General features: G+C 65.6%; 16 protein-coding genes. 4 read left to right on the top strand and 12 right to left on the bottom strand.

Going from position 1 to position 16,451, the window contains the following annotated elements:
• Positions 1–317 precede the first annotated feature (317 nt).
• From CFB17_RS17955 to adhP, 11 genes are all read right to left on the bottom strand, one after another.
• Positions 318–1,010, bottom strand: a complete 693-nt coding sequence (locus CFB17_RS17955; protein ID WP_088562957.1) for a class II aldolase/adducin family protein — start codon at positions 1,008–1,010, stop codon at positions 318–320.
• Positions 1,007–2,392 carry an FGGY-family carbohydrate kinase gene (locus CFB17_RS17950; protein WP_088562956.1) on the bottom strand — a complete coding sequence of 462 codons (1,386 nt, stop codon included), beginning with the start codon at positions 2,390–2,392 and terminating at the stop codon, positions 1,007–1,009. Before CFB17_RS17950 ends, CFB17_RS17955 begins: the two co-directional genes overlap by 4 nt.
• Before the next feature lies 1 nt (position 2,393).
• Positions 2,394–2,948, bottom strand: coding sequence for an SIS domain-containing protein (locus CFB17_RS17945; RefSeq protein WP_088562963.1), 555 nt, complete (start codon positions 2,946–2,948; stop codon positions 2,394–2,396).
• An 8-nt stretch (positions 2,949–2,956) separates the two neighbouring features.
• Positions 2,957–4,039 carry an ABC transporter permease gene (locus tag CFB17_RS17940; RefSeq protein WP_207762176.1) on the bottom strand — a complete coding sequence of 361 codons (1,083 nt, stop codon included), beginning with the start codon at positions 4,037–4,039 and terminating at the stop codon, positions 2,957–2,959.
• A complete protein-coding gene (locus tag CFB17_RS17935) occupies positions 4,032–5,048 on the bottom strand; it encodes an ABC transporter permease (protein ID WP_088562955.1) in 1,017 nt (338 codons plus the stop codon). Before CFB17_RS17935 ends, CFB17_RS17940 begins: the two co-directional genes overlap by 8 nt.
• Entirely contained in the window at positions 5,041–6,540 is a 1,500-nt protein-coding gene (locus CFB17_RS17930) for a sugar ABC transporter ATP-binding protein (RefSeq protein ID WP_088562954.1), read from the bottom strand. The genes CFB17_RS17935 and CFB17_RS17930 overlap by 8 nt, the downstream gene beginning before the upstream one ends.
• Positions 6,541–6,542: 2 nt before the next feature.
• On the bottom strand, positions 6,543–7,541 hold the full coding sequence (locus tag CFB17_RS17925) for a substrate-binding domain-containing protein (protein ID WP_322112152.1): 999 nt from the start codon (positions 7,539–7,541) through the stop codon (positions 6,543–6,545).
• Positions 7,542–7,679: 138 nt separating this feature from the next.
• Positions 7,680–8,798, bottom strand: coding sequence for a LacI family DNA-binding transcriptional regulator (locus CFB17_RS17920; protein WP_279311759.1), 1,119 nt, complete (start codon positions 8,796–8,798; stop codon positions 7,680–7,682).
• 466 nt (positions 8,799–9,264) lie between these two features.
• Positions 9,265–9,417 carry a hypothetical protein gene (locus CFB17_RS19375; RefSeq protein WP_165769701.1) on the bottom strand — a complete coding sequence of 51 codons (153 nt, stop codon included), beginning with the start codon at positions 9,415–9,417 and terminating at the stop codon, positions 9,265–9,267.
• A gap of 697 nt (positions 9,418–10,114) precedes the next feature.
• Positions 10,115–10,540 carry a GFA family protein gene (locus CFB17_RS17915; RefSeq protein WP_088562951.1) on the bottom strand — a complete coding sequence of 142 codons (426 nt, stop codon included), beginning with the start codon at positions 10,538–10,540 and terminating at the stop codon, positions 10,115–10,117.
• Positions 10,541–10,714: 174 nt separating this feature from the next.
• Entirely contained in the window at positions 10,715–11,743 is a 1,029-nt protein-coding gene (adhP, locus tag CFB17_RS17910; RefSeq protein ID WP_088562961.1) for an alcohol dehydrogenase AdhP, read from the bottom strand.
• Between the two features lie 198 nt (positions 11,744–11,941).
• Here adhP and CFB17_RS17905 point away from each other — a divergent pair, with 198 nt between their 5' ends.
• The 4 genes from CFB17_RS17905 to CFB17_RS17890 all read left to right on the top strand — a co-directional run bounded on the left by CFB17_RS17905 (position 11,942) and on the right by CFB17_RS17890 (position 16,009).
• Positions 11,942–12,376 (top strand): N,N-dimethylformamidase, small subunit, encoded by a 435-nt coding sequence (locus CFB17_RS17905; RefSeq protein ID WP_088562950.1) that lies wholly within the window; start codon positions 11,942–11,944, stop codon positions 12,374–12,376.
• A gap of 78 nt (positions 12,377–12,454) precedes the next feature.
• Positions 12,455–14,827 carry a N,N-dimethylformamidase beta subunit family domain-containing protein gene (locus tag CFB17_RS17900; RefSeq protein WP_088562949.1) on the top strand — a complete coding sequence of 791 codons (2,373 nt, stop codon included), beginning with the start codon at positions 12,455–12,457 and terminating at the stop codon, positions 14,825–14,827.
• Positions 14,824–15,660, top strand: a complete 837-nt coding sequence (locus CFB17_RS17895) for a Rieske (2Fe-2S) protein (RefSeq protein ID WP_088562948.1) — start codon at positions 14,824–14,826, stop codon at positions 15,658–15,660. The genes CFB17_RS17900 and CFB17_RS17895 overlap by 4 nt, the downstream gene beginning before the upstream one ends.
• Positions 15,644–16,009, top strand: a complete 366-nt coding sequence (locus tag CFB17_RS17890) for a hypothetical protein (protein ID WP_088562947.1) — start codon at positions 15,644–15,646, stop codon at positions 16,007–16,009. Before CFB17_RS17895 ends, CFB17_RS17890 begins: the two co-directional genes overlap by 17 nt.
• Here CFB17_RS17890 and CFB17_RS17885 read toward each other — a convergent pair.
• Positions 15,991–16,383: a hypothetical protein gene (locus tag CFB17_RS17885; protein WP_088562960.1), complete on the bottom strand. Its 393-nt coding sequence runs from the start codon at positions 16,381–16,383 to the stop codon at positions 15,991–15,993. The genes CFB17_RS17890 and CFB17_RS17885 overlap by 19 nt on opposite strands.
• Positions 16,384–16,451 lie beyond the last annotated feature (68 nt).

Here is a 16,451-nt window from a genome sequence, read left to right as displayed (position 1 = left end):
AGCAGCTTCTCGACTTCCATGACGGGAACGCGGTTGACGAGCGCCATCTCCTCGGCACTGCGTCCGGCCGCCATGGCCTGGGCCGTGCGCCTGCGGTCGCGCCTGGCCCAGAAGGGGTAGCGGCGCCGTGGCGGCTTGGGGGCGAGGCGATCGGTCCAGTCCATGGGGCCCACTGTACAAGGAATATAGTCTTTATACAATCGGTCTCATACGCCGCCCGCTATCCGCCCCACCCCAACCCCATGGGGTCCAGGGGCCTTTCGGCCCCTGGTCGCCGAAGGCCCTCCTAGCCGTGCTCGGGTGACGCATTGGCGAGTTCAGGAGGCGTTGGCCGCCCGTGCGGTGTCGTTGACGCCCTCGAGGTCGGGGGCCAGGCCGTAGCTCATGTTTTTCATCTGCTGGAGGACGCGGCCCATTTCCTCGTCGGAGAGGATAGGGGGTTCGCCCAGGGTCAGTGCCTGGACGTAGAGCCTTGCCAGGGTCTCGACCTCGATGGCGAGCCAGAGGGCGGATGAAAGGGTCTTGCCGAGTGAGATCTGGCCGTGTTGGCCGAGCAGGCAGGCCAGGCGATCCTGGAGGGCTTCGAGCGCGTTGTCGGAGAGGGCCTGGGTGCCGAAGGTGGCATATTTGGCGCAGCGTATGGTGGTGCCGCCGGCCACGCCCGTCATGTAGTGGAAGCTCGGGATGGTTTTGTGGTGGCAGGCCAGCGTGGTGGCGTAGACCGAGTGGCAATGGAGCACGACGTCGATATCCTGGCGGGCCTTCAGGATGTCGCGATGGAAGCGCCATTCGGAGGAGGGGCGGCGCGCACCCTCGTATTCGCCGCTGAACTTCATCTGGATGAGGTCTTCCGGCTGCATCAGGTCGTAGGGCAGCGATGTCGGCGTGATGAGGAAGCCTTCGGCGTTGCGCACCGAGAGGTTGCCGGACGTGCCCTGGTTGATGCCGGACGCGTTCATCTTACGGCAGGTTTCGACCATCTCCTGCCTGAGCTGCATGGTGTCGCTCATCGTCCACTCCTTGTTCCGACGCGTTCGCGCCAGGTCTTGTGATAGATGTCGAGCCCGGCGATCGAGGCGGGCTCGGCGCGAGCTAGGGTGATTGGTGCTGGCGCCACGCGGCCGGCATGGCTGGCCAGGAGCGCTGCCCCCGTGGCGGTGCCGTAGCGGTCGGCGCTGACGAAAACCGGTTCCCGGCGCAGGGCAGCGACCAGGGCCGGGAAGAGGGGCTCGCGCACGAAGCTGCCATCCAGGATGATCTTGGCAGTAGGCGGCAGCTGGTTCAGCGCCGTATCAGTCAGGAGCGCCATGTGCAGGACGGCCAGCGCCTGGCGGCTGGCCGGTGTCGTCGGCGCGGGACCGGCGATCATGCCCTTGCCGGCGCTGCCGGGGAAAAAGCCGTCATCCGCACCGAACGAGGGCAGCGCCATGGTACCGGCCGCGACAAGCTCGGCGACGTCGCCGAGCTCGAGCGCGACAGGCGGGGCGTTGCCGGTCAGGATCCCGTATTCGCGGCCGGCCATGGTCAGGACGCCGGCCAGCGGCTGCCCTCGCACGTCGCTGTTCCAGGAGAGGCCGGCCTGCTCGGCCAGGGCGGTGACGTCCGGCCGGTCATTGATGGCAACGAGCCAGGTGCCGGTCGAGACGACCGTCATGTCGGCGAGGCCGGCTGCCTGGTAGCGATAGAGATTGGCGGAACTGTCGTGGATGCCGCAAAGGACGCGGGTCCGGTGCGGCAGGCCGATGCGGGTTGCCATTTCCTCGGTCAGGGGGCCGAGCGTCGTCCAGGCCGGCGTCAAGGGCGGCATCAGCCGCGTCCAGCCGCACGCGCCGACGATGCTGGCAAAGCGGCGCTCGGTGACGTTCCAGAGATGCGACTGGGCGGCGAGGCTGGTGACCTCGGTGGCAGCCACGCCGGAGAGCCGCCAGGCCCAATATTGCGGCAAGGGCAGGAAGTAGCGCGCACCGGCCACCTGCTCCGGCCAGCCGGTCTCCAGCCAGAGCAGTTGGCGGGCGAGATGGGCCGCGCCCAGCATGATCGAGCTGCCGCGCTCGACGAAGGAGCCCACGAGCTCCTGGTAGCGGGCATCGACATCGGGCGGAGTCGTCGTCTCGTAGTCGATCATCGGCATGGTCGGGCCGTCCGCGTCGACCAGGACGCCGCCCGAACCATGGCCGGAGAGGACGATCGCCTCGATCGGATGCCGCCGGTGCAGCTCCGCCAGGCTTTGGCAGAGCCAGGCCTCCATCTCGTCCAGCGCGTGATGGCTGTAGGGCGGTCCCGGCCGGGTCCGGTTCGGGGTGCCCAGCGTCAGCGCGAGCTGGCCGTCGGCACCAACGGCGCTGAGCTTGGCGTTCGTCTTGCCGATGTCGAAAACGGCGACGTGGCTCATGTTATTCGAGATTGGTGTGGTTGGCGCGCATGGCCTCGGCGGTGACGCCCAGGCGCTCCATGAGCTTCAGGATCATGACCTCGAAGAGGATGAAGAGGGCGCCCTCGAAGAGCGAGCCCATGGGGAGAACCGAGGTCGCGGCGTCGCCCTGGTCGTCGGCCATGGTCTGGGCCGGGATGGTGATGACGGAATCAGCCATGGAGGGTACGCGGCCTCTGGGCTGCGCCGTGACGACGAGCGTCTCGGCGCCGGCTTCCTTGACGACGTTCATGAGGGCCACCGAGGTCGAGATCTCGCCCGGGCCGCAGGTGACGACGAAGAGATCGCCCTTGCCCAGATAGGGTGCCGTCATGTCGCCGACGACGCCCACATCGAGGCCCATGTGGAAGAGGCGCATGGCCAGGCCCTTGACCTGCAGCCCCTCGCGGCCGCCGCCATAGACGACGACCTTGCGGGCGGCAGCGATGCGCTCGACACCATGGTCGACGGCCTTGTCGTCGAGGCGCTCGAAGACGGTTCGCAGCTCGCTCAAGGCGCGGGCGTAGAGATCGGTCATGGCATGGCTCATGGTTTTGATGCGGGGGAAGGGGCGGCCCGGAAACGCAGCCGGCGGACCAGCCAGCCCGACTGGTGGATCGTCTGCGCGGCGACGACGGCGATCAGGATGAGGCCCCAGATGGCGACGGTGAGATAGTTGGAGAGGCCCAATTGATTGAAGCCCGAGGAGATCACCTGGAGGATCGCCAGGGCCACCATCAATCCGGCCACCTTGCCAAAGCCGCCGAACGGATCGACGCCGCCCAGGACGGCCGCCAGGATGGTGACCAGCAGATAGGATTGCGCATAGCCGGCACTGGCGGAGTTGAAGGCCGCCAGCATGACGATGGAGGCAACGAAGCAAAGGACGCTCGAGGTGACATAGACGCCAACCAGCGTGCGGCGCGTGTCGATCGCCGAGTAGCGCGTGGCCTCGATGTTGGAGCCGATCATCGCCACCTTGAGGCCGAACGGCGTGCCCTGGAGGACGATGCCGAGGACGACGGCCGCCAGAATGAAGATGAGGAAGACGACGGGCATGCCCAACAGTGTGGCGTTGCCGGTGGCGGCGAAGATGTCCGGGATGCCCGAGATGACGGTGCCGCGGGTGAGGTAGATGCTGATCCCGTCGATAAGCGACTTGGTCCCCAGGGTCACCAGGATCGGGTGGACGCCGGTATAGGCGATGAGGGCGCCGGTCAGGAAACCGATCAGGAGGCAAAGGAGCAGGCCCGCGACCAGGGCCGCCAGGATGACGAGAAGGAGCGTCGGGCCGCCGGCACTGGCAGGCAGGAGCGCCTTCATCAGCCAGGCCATCAACAGCGCCGACTGATTGGCGGTGGCGATGATCGCGAGGTTGAGACCGCCCGAGATGAGCGGCACGACCATGGCCAGCGAGAGCAGCCCCAGCATGGCGATCTGGTACATGAAGGACTGGAACGTGCCGAGCGTCGCGAACTGCGGCACGAAGAGGGCAAATCCCAGGACCAGCGCCAGCAGCAGGACGGGCAGGCCGATCTCGCTCATGGGCAGGCCGCCCTGGAGCCGCGCGGTCAGGGAGCCCAGGCCGTGACCGGCGGCAGGGCCATCGCCCAGGAGGGGCTCAGACATTGAGGGCCTCCCCGATGGGACGACGGCGACGGCGCTGTCTCGCACTCAAGACCGTGATCGAGGTCGAGATCAGGATGACGAGGCCGATGACGATCTGGAAAAAGTAGGACGAGACGCCAAGGAGATTCAGGCCGTTTTGCAGCATGGCCAGAAGAACGATGCCCAGGAGCACCCCCGGCACGGTGCCGATGCCGCCCGTCAGGCTGGCGCCCCCCAGGACCGCCGCCGAGAGGACGGCGAGCTCGTTGCCATAAAGCGCATTGGGCACGCTCTCGCCGACGCGGTGCGCCTGGAGGAGGCCGGCGGCGGCCGACATGAAGCCCAGGAAGCCGTAGGCGAAGAACTGCATGCCGGCGATGTTGATGCCGATGCGCCTTGCGGCCTCCGGGTTGCCGCCCATGGCGTAGAGCTGGCGGCCGACCTTGCTGCGCGTCATGAGCAGCCAGGTAAGCAATGCCGCCACCAAAAGCGCCACGATCGGCAGGGTGATGCGGACGAGATCGCCCGAGGTGGTCTCGGTCTCGTAGAAGGTGATCCGGTCCGTCCACCAGTCGGGCAGGTTGTAGATCGAGCGGCCGCCGGTGACATACATGAGGAAGGAGAAATAGACGCTCATCGTCGCTATCGTGGCGATGATCGAGGTGATGCGCACATAGTGGATGAGGGCGGCGTTAAGGAGACCCAGCGCCACGCCGATCAGAAGGCCGGCACCGATGCAGACGAGCGGCGGCAGGCCCGCATAGGCGGCCATGGCGGCCGCCACGTACTGGGCCACCGAGGCGGTGGCGGCAAAGGAGATGTCGATGCCGCCCGAGACCAGGACGACGAAGAGGCCAAGCGCCATGATCGCCTGGACGGCATAGCTCTCCAAGAGATCGACAATATTGGGCAACGTCAGGAAGGTAGGGCTGGCAAGGCTGAGCGCCAGCCCGGCCAGGAGGATGACGGCAAGCAGCCAGGCCTCCGGTCGGCGCTGCAGCCGGCTCAGAAAGGTCGATTGTTCATGCATAGATCTCGGCCTCCAGGGCCTGCTCCGACACCTGACCCGGCACGGCCTCGCCGACGATCCGTCCCTGGCGCATGTGGAGCACCCGATCGCAGGTGGCGAAGGTCTCGATGACCTCGTCCGAGATCAGCAAGATCCCGACACCTTCCCTGGCGAGGGCGGCCACGATGTCGTAGATGCCTTTCTTATTCTTGATGTCGACGCCGACAGTGGGGCTATCCAGGATCAATAATCGGGGCTTCGCGGCCAGCCACTTGGCCAGGACGACGCGCTGCTGATTGCCGCCTGAGAGGGTCTGGACGGGCTTGTCCAGCCCGGGGATCTTGATCGCCAGCCGCTTGACCCAATCGTCGGCCAAGGCGCGTCGCCGGCCTTCCCCGACCAGGCCCAGGCCATTCTTCATCCGGTCGATGACAGCCAGGACGGCGTTGGCGGCGATCGACTGGCGCAGCACGAGACCCAGGCTCAGCCGGTCCTCGGAGACATAGGCGATGCCGGCCTTGAGCGCTGCCCGGTTGGAGGTGAGGTTCAACACCTGGCCGTCCAGCTTGATGCGCCCGCTATCCGGCCGCGTCATGCCAAAAAGCGAGAGGGCGAGCTCGGTCCGACCGGCACCCAGGAGACCCGTCAGGCCCACGACCTCGCCCGCGCGGATCGTCAGGTTGATGTCGCGATACTCGCCGGCCCGCGAGAGGCCCTCCACCTCGAGCAGCGGTGGCGCCTTCGTCATGTCGCGCGCCACGACGCCATGGAAAATGTCCATGCCCGTCATCAGGCTGATGATCCTGGCCTGGTCGACCTCGGCCGCCGGCCAGGTGCCAACCTTGCGGCCATCGCGAAAGACGGTAACGCGCTCGGCGATCTCGACCACTTCCTCCAGGCGATGCGAGACGAAGACGACGGCGATGCCGTCCGCCTTCAGCTTTTGCACGATCGAGAGGAGACGACGGACCTCGGCGCGGGTCAGGGAGGCCGTGGGCTCGTCCATGAAGATAAGCCGGGCCTTGGCGGCCAGACCCCGGCAGATGGCGACGATCTGGCGCTCGGAGACCGAAAGCTCGGAAAGCGCCTTATCTGGATCAAGCGGAAAATCCAGCCGCTGCAAGGTGGCTAGCGCCAATGCGCGCATGCGGGCTTGACTGACCGGCACCGCCGGCCGGTTAAGATGTCGCTCGATCGCAATGTTCTCGGCGACCGACAGGTTGGGAAAGAGGGCCAGGTCCTGAAAGATGACCTGCACACCCAGTGCTCTTGCCTTGGCGGGATTGAGGGGCAGGACGGGTTCGCCGTCGATCAGGACGACGCCGCCCGGGTCGGGGGCATGCACTCCCGCCACAGTCTTGATCAAGGTCGACTTGCCGCACCCATTCTCGCCCACGAGGCAATGGATCTCGCCTGGGCGTACGTCCCAGTCGATGTCCGAGAGCGCCTTGACGCCGCCAAAGCTCTTGCTGATGCCGGCCAGGCGGAGATAGGGCGTCGATGCCGCCGGCATCGTCAGAGGCCGAGCGCTACGAGCCGGTCGATGTTGGCCTTGTCCAGCGATTCCAGCTTTTGTGCCTGGATCAGCCGCTTGGCCTTGTCGACTTTGACCGCACCGACCTCGACCAGTTCCATGCCGTCGGCAGGCTCCTTGCCCTCCGCCAGCATCTTGGCCACCTGGACCAGGCATTCGCCAGCGGTCATCGGATTCCAGATAAACCCGCCCCTGATGATGCCCTGCTTGACGTATTTTTGCCCCTGACCGGGCGAGTAGCCGCCAACGAGTGCCACGGACTTCGCCTTGCCGCGATCGTCCAGCGCTTTGCCGGCGCCGATCGGACCTTGCGAGCCGAAGGTCAAGATGCCCTTGATGTCAGGGTGGGCGCGAAGCTGGTCTTGCGTCGTGCGGAAGGAGTCGTCCAGGCTCTCGGCCACGCCGAACCGGTCGCCCAACATCTCCATCTTGGGATATTTCGTCTTTTGGTAGCTGATGGCGGCATCGGCCCAGGCATTGTGCAGCGGCACTGTGAGCGACCCCACATAGACGATATACTTGCCCTCCTCGCCCATCTCCTTGGCGAGCAGGTCCATATGCGCCTCGCCATAGGCCGCGACCGTCGTCAGCTCGAGATCCCAGTCATTCGCCTTCTGGTCCGGGCTCTCGTGGGTGAGGACCTTGATGCCCGCCGCCTTGGCGCGGGCCAGGACCGGCTCCAGGGCCGCGGCGTCGTTCGGCACCACGCCGATGACGTTCACCTTACGCGCGATCAGGTCTTCCACGGCGCGGACCTGCTGAGCGGCATCCGCCTGGGTCGGCCCGACCATCCAGGCATCGACCTTCAGGGCCTCCGCCTGCTTCTTGATCCCAGCATCCATCGCGTTGAACCAGGGGATGCCGCCGATCTTGGCGACGATCGCTATTTGCGGCACCTCAGTTGCCTGTGCCAAAGCGGCGCCCTTGGTCAGCGCCAACGTTCCGATGCCGGCGGTCAGCAAAAGACTGCGTCTATTCATTGACATGGATCACATCTCCCTGATTTGATCGCGTATTTTTTAATTCACCATCTTTTATTGCTTTGATGATGAATATATTATTATTTATTTACTTTATCATCGCGTCGAAGACTTCGCAAGATCTCCGGCGATTTGTGCTCATGCCTTGGCGCCTCTCCCGGTTCCCTGCTCCCGCTGCCTCCCGCCCGTACGCGATGGCCGGCGCAGACCCTGGCCCGGTAGCCCGGCGGCCGGATCACCCGTCTGGCATCTGGCCGTCGACGCGCGGATGACCAGCGAGACCGGCAGCATTGCCTGGACGACCGGGCTGCTATCACCATCGATCCGCGCGCGCAGGCGATCCCAGACCAGCTCCGCCATGGCTTCGACGGGCTGCCGGATCGCGGTGATGGAGGGTGCTGCCGCCCGCATCCAGGCATAATCGTCGAACCCCACCAGCGAGACTTCGCCCGGGATGCTGACGGAAAAACGCGCGAGACTGGCAAGGGCGCCCAAAGTGGCAAAGTTGGTAAGGGCGATGATCCCGCTTGGCCGCTCATGCGTGCTGAGCCAGGTCTGCAGACGGTCGACTGCGCTCTCGAGATCGAAGCCGACCTCGATCAAGGCGGGCTCTTCCAGGCCGGCCGCCGCACAGGCCTCGACGATGCCCTTGCAGCGCAGCTTGATGTTGCTGAGTGTTCTGGCCGATGCGACGATCAAGAGACGTCGATGGCCAAGGTCGATCAGGTGACGGGCCGCCTCGAGTCCTGCTGTTACATTGTCTACAGCGACCGTATCGGCGCTGTGCGCACCGCCCACACGGTCAAGGACGACATAAGGTGTTCCCGCCGCCGCCAGTAGGCTGGCGCCGGCAAAGTCGTCGGTGCAGGGGATGACGATCATGCCAGCCGGCCGCCAGGAGAGCAGGGCTTGCAGCCGGCTGTGTTCGGTTGCCACATCGTCCGCCGCACTGGCGACGACAAGATCGTGATCATCCGTCCGAAGTCGCCGCTCGACCGCCGCGACGATTGAGGTGAAGAACGGATTTTCCAGGCTCGGCACCAGCATGGCCACCACCCGCGCGCGGCCGCTTCTGAGCTGCGATGCGGCCCTGTCGACGGCGTATCCCAGACTGGATGCCGCTTCCTTGACCCGCTGCGCGGACTCAGCGCGGACGCGCCGCCCGGTCAGGACGTTCGACACGGTGGCCGGCGAGACGCCCGCCAAGCGTGCGACATCCAGAACCGTCGGGCGTGAAGGGCCGCGCTTTGCCGGCACGATAGCTTCCCATGATCGCACGCTGAGCGTGCTCTTGAAACGTTTTATGTGGGCCGATCTACGCAATTTGCGCGGCTGATGCAAGTGAAAAGGCCGTGGCCTGTTTGCGGGCCACGCCGCTTCGATCTGCGCGGGAGAGGGGCGCGTCGCCTGATGGGTTCCGGCGTGTGTCCGACGAGAGCGGTCAGAGCGCTAACCGTGGATCGGGGTGCGTCGACGCGGGGCGATGATAAACCTGCGATCTTGGGCCTGATGGTTCTTCAGGGTCGGGCGTTCGGCGCGGGGCGCTCTCAGGCAGGTCGCCGCCAAGGTGTGCTCGAGTCCGCTTGGCGCGGTTCCAGCGGCCATGGATTTCAGGGTTCCAAGCGGCGAGCTTGTGGCTCAGCCATCGAAGCTGGGAGAAGTCAGCTTCTGCCTCCCGCCACATGGTGCGATGAGGTCGAATGTAGAAGGCGGCGGCCCGGCTTTATTTTGCTGCCAGTGATGCCAGCGACAGCCAGCCTACCGTCCAGAGCACGGCGGAAGCGGCAAAAGCGCCGCCAAGTCCTAGCCAGACAGGGATGCCTTTGACGGCTTGCTGCGATTCTGGCTCGACGCTCCGCAACGTAAGGTTGATCATTTGTCTAGTCCAGAAAGACGACTTGGACCTTGGCGCCGAGCGCGTCCATGAGCCTTTGATCTTCGTCGTCGATTGACGCGAACAGCCGGGCGAACATCGCCGAAATCAACTGGAACATTCCGTCCGCCATCCAATCTAGAGGATAGAATGAACGATATTGGTTAACCCTTAAGTTGTCTAGCGTTTTGCCTAAGGGTTGCAAAAAACTTTCCGCCTATGGGAGGTATCGCGGCATTCCGAACGGCGCCGATCCCAGATAAGGCAAGCAATTGAGCTCAAATCGGGCCAAGCAACCGGCGGCGATAAAGCGATCTTGACGCCAACTGCAAACGAGCATCTTAGGTTGAATGAAGCTTAGGAGAGATTCATCTTATGGCGGTTGAGGCGGAGGATGGCCTCGTCATCGCCAGACCGCGGAATTTCGGCGCGGAGCATCCCGGCCTCGCGGCCCGCGCCGACGTGGCGTGAGAAACGCTTCTTGCCGGGACATCCGCGGGCATAGTTATTCATCTTGGGTTGATAGACTGTTGCGTGGCGCCGCAGGGCTTCCTGCCGGGCAATGCGGCGCGAGCCAGCAGCGCTGTCGTCTTACTCACGCGGTCCGGTGGTGGCGTGTAGGCATCTCTGTCCTCGACCTCGACGACATCGCCCATGTCCGACGTTCACGAGGGCGGGCCGCCCAAGCGGGCGGCGATCGTCAGTCGGCCGGGATGAAGCGGAGCGTGCCTGCCCGGCGCGTCGGCTTGCCCGTATCGTTGGTATGATTGATGCCATCCATGACCGGCACTTCGGCGAAGTCGAACGGGCTGACCCCTTCCAGGCAGGCCACGTTGACCGCGTAGAGATTCTGGTCGGAGCGGCGCTGATGATGGGTATATATGCCGCAGCGGGAACAGAAGAAATGCTGCACCGACCGGCTATGGAAGCGATAGGTCGTCAGCATGTCCTCGCCCCGCAGGACCTTGACGCCCCCCATGGCCGCCATGGCGACGACGGCGCCACGCATCCGGCAATAGGAGCAGGTGCAGCGGCGGATCGTGTTGAAGCCGTCGCTGAGCGTCACCTCGAAGCGCACCGCGCCGCAATGGCACTGGCCGGCTCGAACGTTTGCCTCGTTCACCATCTGGCCCGCGTCTCCCGCTAGTCTTCCCTCCGGGCCGCCGTCGCGGCGGCCCGGAGGGAAGACTAGCGGCGAGATCTGTAGGGGAGAAGCCGGCCTCTCGTGCATGGCCGCATGGCCGCAAGCTGGCGCCGGGTGTCGCTCGAGGCCGAGGGCACTGCCCCGGTCTGGCCGGCCTTAGGCGAAATCGAGCACCATGCGTCCCTCGACCTTGCCGGCGCGAAGGTCGGTGAAGATCTCGTTGATCTTCTCAAGCGGGGCCCTCTTGATGGTCGACTTCACCTTGCCCTCGGCGGCGAATGCCAGGGCCTCGGCCAGATCGCGCCTGGTGCCGACGATCGAGCCGCGCACGGTGATGCGCTTTAGCACCACGTCGAAAATGGGAGTGGGGAACTGGCCGGGCGGCAGGCCGACCAGTGCCACCGTGCCCCGCCGACGGACGAAGCCCAGGGCCTGGCTGAAGGCCGGCGGCGAGACGGCGGTGACGAGCACGCCATGGGCACCCCCGCCTGTTGCCTCGAGCACCGCCGCCACGGCATCGGCGGAGCGGGCATTCACGACGGCATCAGCACCGGTCTCCTTTGCCAGGGCCAGCTTGTCCTCGGCAATATCGAGGGCAACGACGTGCAGCCCCATGGCCTTGGCATATTGGATGGCGACCTGGCCCAGGCCACCCACGCCGGAGATCGCCACCCACTCGCCCGGCCGGACCTCGGTCTCCTTCAGACCCTTATAGGTCGTGACGCCGGCGCAAAGGATGGGGGCGATTGCGGCGAAATCGACTTTCTTCGGCAGCTTGCCGACGAAGGGAGCAGCGCCGATCACATATTCGGCAAAACCGCCATTCACGCTGTAGCCCGAATTATGCTGGTGCTCGCAAAGCGTTTCCCAGCCGGTCTCGCAATACTCGCAGCGCAGGCAGGCATCGTGCAGCCAGGCGACGCCGACATTGTCGCCTTCCTTCACCTCAGTGACCCCCGGACCCACGGCCACGACGATGCCGGCTGCCTCGTGGCCGGGAATGAAGGGCAGTGTCGGCTTGACCGGCCAGTCGCCGTCGGCCGCATGCAGGTCCGTGTGGCAGACGCCGCAGGCGACCGTCTTGACGAGCACCTCACCCGGCCCGGGCACCGGCACGGGTACATTTTCGATCACGAGCGGTTTGCCGAACTCGCGCACGACCGCGGCTTTCATGGTCTTCGTCATCGCCGGACTCCTGCTTGTCTGCATGACAATATGAACTGTTTTTCCTCCCCGGCATTGACCAAGGTCAAACAGCAGTGATTCGGTCGATTTTTCAGTCACGCGGGGGCAGGGCGGCCCGGCTTTGGAATAAAACTTGCGTTCCCTGGTCCCGAGCGCGGCCAGGACGGCCGCCATTCCTTAGATCAGCCAAGGTCGGACATGATCACCATCCCCGGTCCGGGCACTCCCGAGCGGCAGAGACTGATCGACGAACATGAGCGCTGCATCCGCTCTATGAAGGGGGTAGCCGGCTGCGCCATCCTGCGCTGCGGCTCACCGGGCGACACGACGTCGCTGTCAGGGGGCATCACCGAGGACCCGCTTCTCCGGGCGGTGCTCCAGCGCATGCGCGGCCAGCCGACCCGGGGCAAGCTCGTGGCCGTCTGCACCAAGGTAGACGCCGAGTGGCGCATCGCGCGGCTCTCGGGCGTCCCGGGCGTGCCGCCCCGCTTCGTCGACGAGTGCGTCTTTACCGACGAGCAGGAGGTCCAGCACGCCATCTTCCTTCGCCGCCTGGACGAGATGGCGGCGGAGGACGGCATGCCGGAACATTTCGACGAAGGCTGGAAACGCGGCCGCCACAACTGGCTCTAGGGCCGGCTTCTTGCGTCATCATCGGGCCCGCTGCCGCCGGGCCAGCCCCGGTGCGACGTCGTCGCAAAGAGGAATCGAATGCGCCTTACTGGCTATGCCGACAAGTTCAGCGTCCATCCGGGCGAGCTGATACGCTTCTATGTCAATTGCGACGGCCCTTCCGCGTTTCGCGCGGAGATCGTCGAGATGGTGCTGGGCGATACCAATCCCCGCGGTCCGGGGTTCATCGAGCGGCCCGTACCCTCGACGGCCGAGGGCGTCTATCCAGGTCGGCGGCAGACCATCGCCAGCGGTTCCTACGGCTTCGTGCCCGACAATCCGCTCCTTGCCCCCGCGAGCTTCACGCTGCAATGCTGGATCTGGCCGACCACGCCCAGGACCGACCCGCATTACTGGCGCCACGGCCCGCAGGGAATCCTCACCAAATGGAGCGAAGGGCAGGGGTACGGCCTGTTCTTGGACGCTCACGGCCATGTCGAGCTGCGCGTCGGTACGCAGAGCCTGCGCTCCTCCTATCCCTTGCGCGACCATGCCTGGCATTTCGTGGCGGCGAGTTACGATGCGGCGACCGGCAAGGCCGTCCTCCATCACGAGCCGCAGATCGTCTATGCGCTGGACCCGCCTCCAGCGCCGGTCGAGGCCCATTTTCCTCTGGGGGCAGGAAAGACGACGGCACCTTTGCTCCTGGCCGCCTTCGCCGGCGCCGCGGCGCCCGGCAACCGGCAGCATCCCTCGGGCCATGTGACGATCGGGCATTATAACGGCAAGATCGACGGGCCGCGTCTCGCCAGCCGCGCGCTCTCCAGGCTTGAGATCGAGTTCTTGAAGGCGGGTGCCGCGCGCGGCCTCACAGAGCGCACCCATGCGGGCCCGACGCCGGCGCTGGCCGCCGACCTCGTGGCGGCCTGGGATTTCAGCATCGGCATCCCCACCCTGACCGCCACGGATGCCGGACCGTTCAAGCTCGACGCCACCCTGGTCAACTGCCCGCTCCGGGCGGTCACCGGGCATAACTGGCAAGGCGAGAATTTCGACTGGAAGCACGCCAGGGATGAGTATGGCGCCATCCACTTCCATGACGATGACCTGGACGATGCCCGCTGGGAGGAGAGTCTTTTCTGGGAGGTACCAGCCACGCAGGAGAGCCGCTCCTACGCCTTGAAGCTGACCACCAGCGAGGGCGATGAGGATTACGTGCCCTTTTGGGTGGTGGCCAGGCTGGGCTCGCCCGCCAAGAAGATCGGCGTCATGATCCCGACGATCAGCTACATGGCCTATGCCAACGAGCACATGGCGACGAATGGTGCCGGCGCGGAATTGCTCTCCTTTCGCGTGCCGATCATGCAGGATCAGAACCTGTTCCTTGCCGAGCACCGCGAATATGGCGCCTCGCAATATGACGTGCACACGGATGGCAGCGGCAACCATTTCTCGACGCGCCTTCGGCCCATCCTCTCGATGCGCCCCAAATATGACAGCTTCATCGCCCAGGCACCCTGGCAGTATCCGGCCGATCTGCATCTGATCTACTGGCTGGACGTCATGGGCTATGACTATGAGGTCTTCACCGACGAGGACCTTACCTATGAGGGGCTGAGTCGCCTCTCCCGCTATAATGTCGTCCTGACGGGCTCGCATCCCGAGCATAATTCCGGGCCGCAGATCGATGCCTTGCACGATTACACGCAGCGCGGCGGCCGGCTCATGTATCTGGGCGGCGATGGCTGGTACTGGGTGCAGACCTATCATCCGGGCTACGACCATCTGGGGCGCGGCGTCGTCACCGAGCTCAGGCGCTGCGAATCCGGCATTCGCGGCTGGCAGGCCGGCCCGGGCGAATATTATCATCAGAGCACGGGCGAGCTTGGCGGCATGTGGCGCTTTCGCGGGCGCAACCTGCACGCCGTGGCCGGCGCGGGCATGGCGGCGCAGGGCTTCGATGTCTCGACCTATTTCACCCGCACGCCCGACAGCCTCGATCCGCGCATCGCCTGGGCCTTCGAGGGCATCGGCTATGAGGAAAAGCTGGGCAATTTCGGCCTTTGCGGCGGCGGTGCCGCCGGCCTCGAGGTCGACATCATCGATACCATGCTGGGCTCGCCGCCCCACACGCTGGGCGTGGCCACGTCCGCCGGCCGGCACACCGAGGCCTATCTGCTGGTCATGGAATATTACGGCCTGAGCCAGCCCGGCATCGACGGCACACAGCATCCCCGCGTGCGCGCCGACCTCGCCTTCCATGAGACGCCCAATGGCGGGGCCTGCTTTGCCTTCAGCTCGATCGCCTATTGCGGCTCACTGCCCTGGAACGAGGGCCGGAACAATATCTCCCGGCTGACCAAGAACGTCCTCGACCGCTTCATGCAGGATGGTCCCCTGCCGCCGCCGCCGCCCGAGGCGATCAAGCCGCGCGGCCGCGCCGACTACGACCCGGCGGCCCTGCGGCCTTGAACGCGCCCGAGGCCTCGACCACGCTCCTCGAGGAGGAGCGGCTCTGGCCCTTCGTCTGGACCTGCATCGGCCTTGGCGCGCAGATCCCGGCCGAGGGCGACATCCTGCCCTACACGCTGGGCAGCCTCGGCATCCATGTCGAGCGCCTGGCGAGGGGCGGCCTCGCCGCGCGGCTGAACCGGGCACAGCATGGCGGTTGTGTCATGGTGCCGATCCAATGCCGGAGCGGGCGCAAGATCCGCTGCGGCTTCACCTCCTGCGGCTATAGCCTGGATCGCGGCCCGCTGCCGGCTCCTTTGCCGGACGAGGAGGCACCCGAGCGCCTGGCCTTTCGCGGCGCCAGGCCGGAATTGTTGGCCCCGCTCGCCGTACGGGAAGAGGCAGGACTGATCTTCGTCCACGCCAGCGGGGCACCTTTGGAATTCCACTTGCCCGACGGCCTGTCGGACTGGCGGGACGGCGGGGCGATGGCACAGACGATGCTGGCCCTGGCCTGGCACGAGGTGCCCCCCCGCCTGGGCGGCCTACTGCGACATTGGATGTTTCCCAACCTTGTGTACCTGCGGGGGCTGGACGGCGAGGCTCTCCTCATCCTCCAGCCCGTAGCCCCGACGCAGACGGCCTGCCGACTCTGGGCGCGCGGACAGGGCCAGGCGGGAGCGCCAGCCTTCTGGCTGGAACGACTGACGGGCACGTCTGGCACCGAGCCCGACCCGACATTGCAGCACCGTTTCGCGGCCTGGGCGGCACCCCTCATGGGCCGGCCGCCGGCGGCCCGTCTCCAGGGCAGCGCCTATCCGCGCAACACGCGCTATAATGTCGTCGTCGCCTGAGGCGAACGCCTTAGGGGCCCCCTTCGCCGGGGGCCGTGTCGAGAGCGTGGCCGACATCCTGTTCGCCTGTCTTGCCTGCGTGAAGCAATCGGGCCTGCCGCCCCGAGACTTCGCCGTCGCGGCGATCGAAGATGTTGCCGTCGATCTCGTGGCAAGAGGCTTTGATGCCAGGGTCAATCCCTGGCTTCTTCGCCATGCCCTCTCGCCCAAGGCTGCCGGGGCCGTGCTCTTGGCGTTGGGCCGCTTCGGCCTGGCGCGTCCGGTTCTGGCCGATCCGACGCGTGCTCGAAAGATCATTCTTTTCCGTGCGGCGGCGATCCCTAACGATCGTCACACCTCGACGTCATAGACCGCAAGCTCGGGGCGCATCGCCTCGATGACGAAATCGACGAAGGCCGCCGGCACGTCCAGATAGAACTCGGTGGTGGAATAGGCGCCGACCGAGGCTTCTAGCCCCTTCTCCGCCAGCCAAGGGACCAGTTCCTCGAGGTCAGCCTTGGGAGTTTCGCTCAGGAAGGCGATCTGCGAGCGCAACTTATCGCCGTCACGCTTGGCCTCGCGGCTCATGCTGAACTGCAGGTCGATATTGGTCTGCGGTTGGCGCAACCAGATCGCCCGCTCCGTCCGGCGCAACTGTACAAAGCCCAGCCTGGCCTTGAAGAGCTCGACGATGGTGTCGAAATGCCTTTCGTCCAGGCGGTTGGCGATATGATTGAACTGCATCGGGGGCAGATCCTTGGCTAAAGGATGATCCAGTCTCTCCCATGCAATGACCTTGCCGTGCGCGCCAC

This window comes from Arboricoccus pini (genome assembly GCF_900187945.1).
In the GTDB taxonomy this organism is placed as follows: domain Bacteria; phylum Pseudomonadota; class Alphaproteobacteria; order Geminicoccales; family Geminicoccaceae; genus Arboricoccus; species Arboricoccus pini.
The sequence above is the reverse complement of the archived record's forward strand: the minus strand, read 5'-3'. Positions and strand labels throughout refer to the sequence as shown.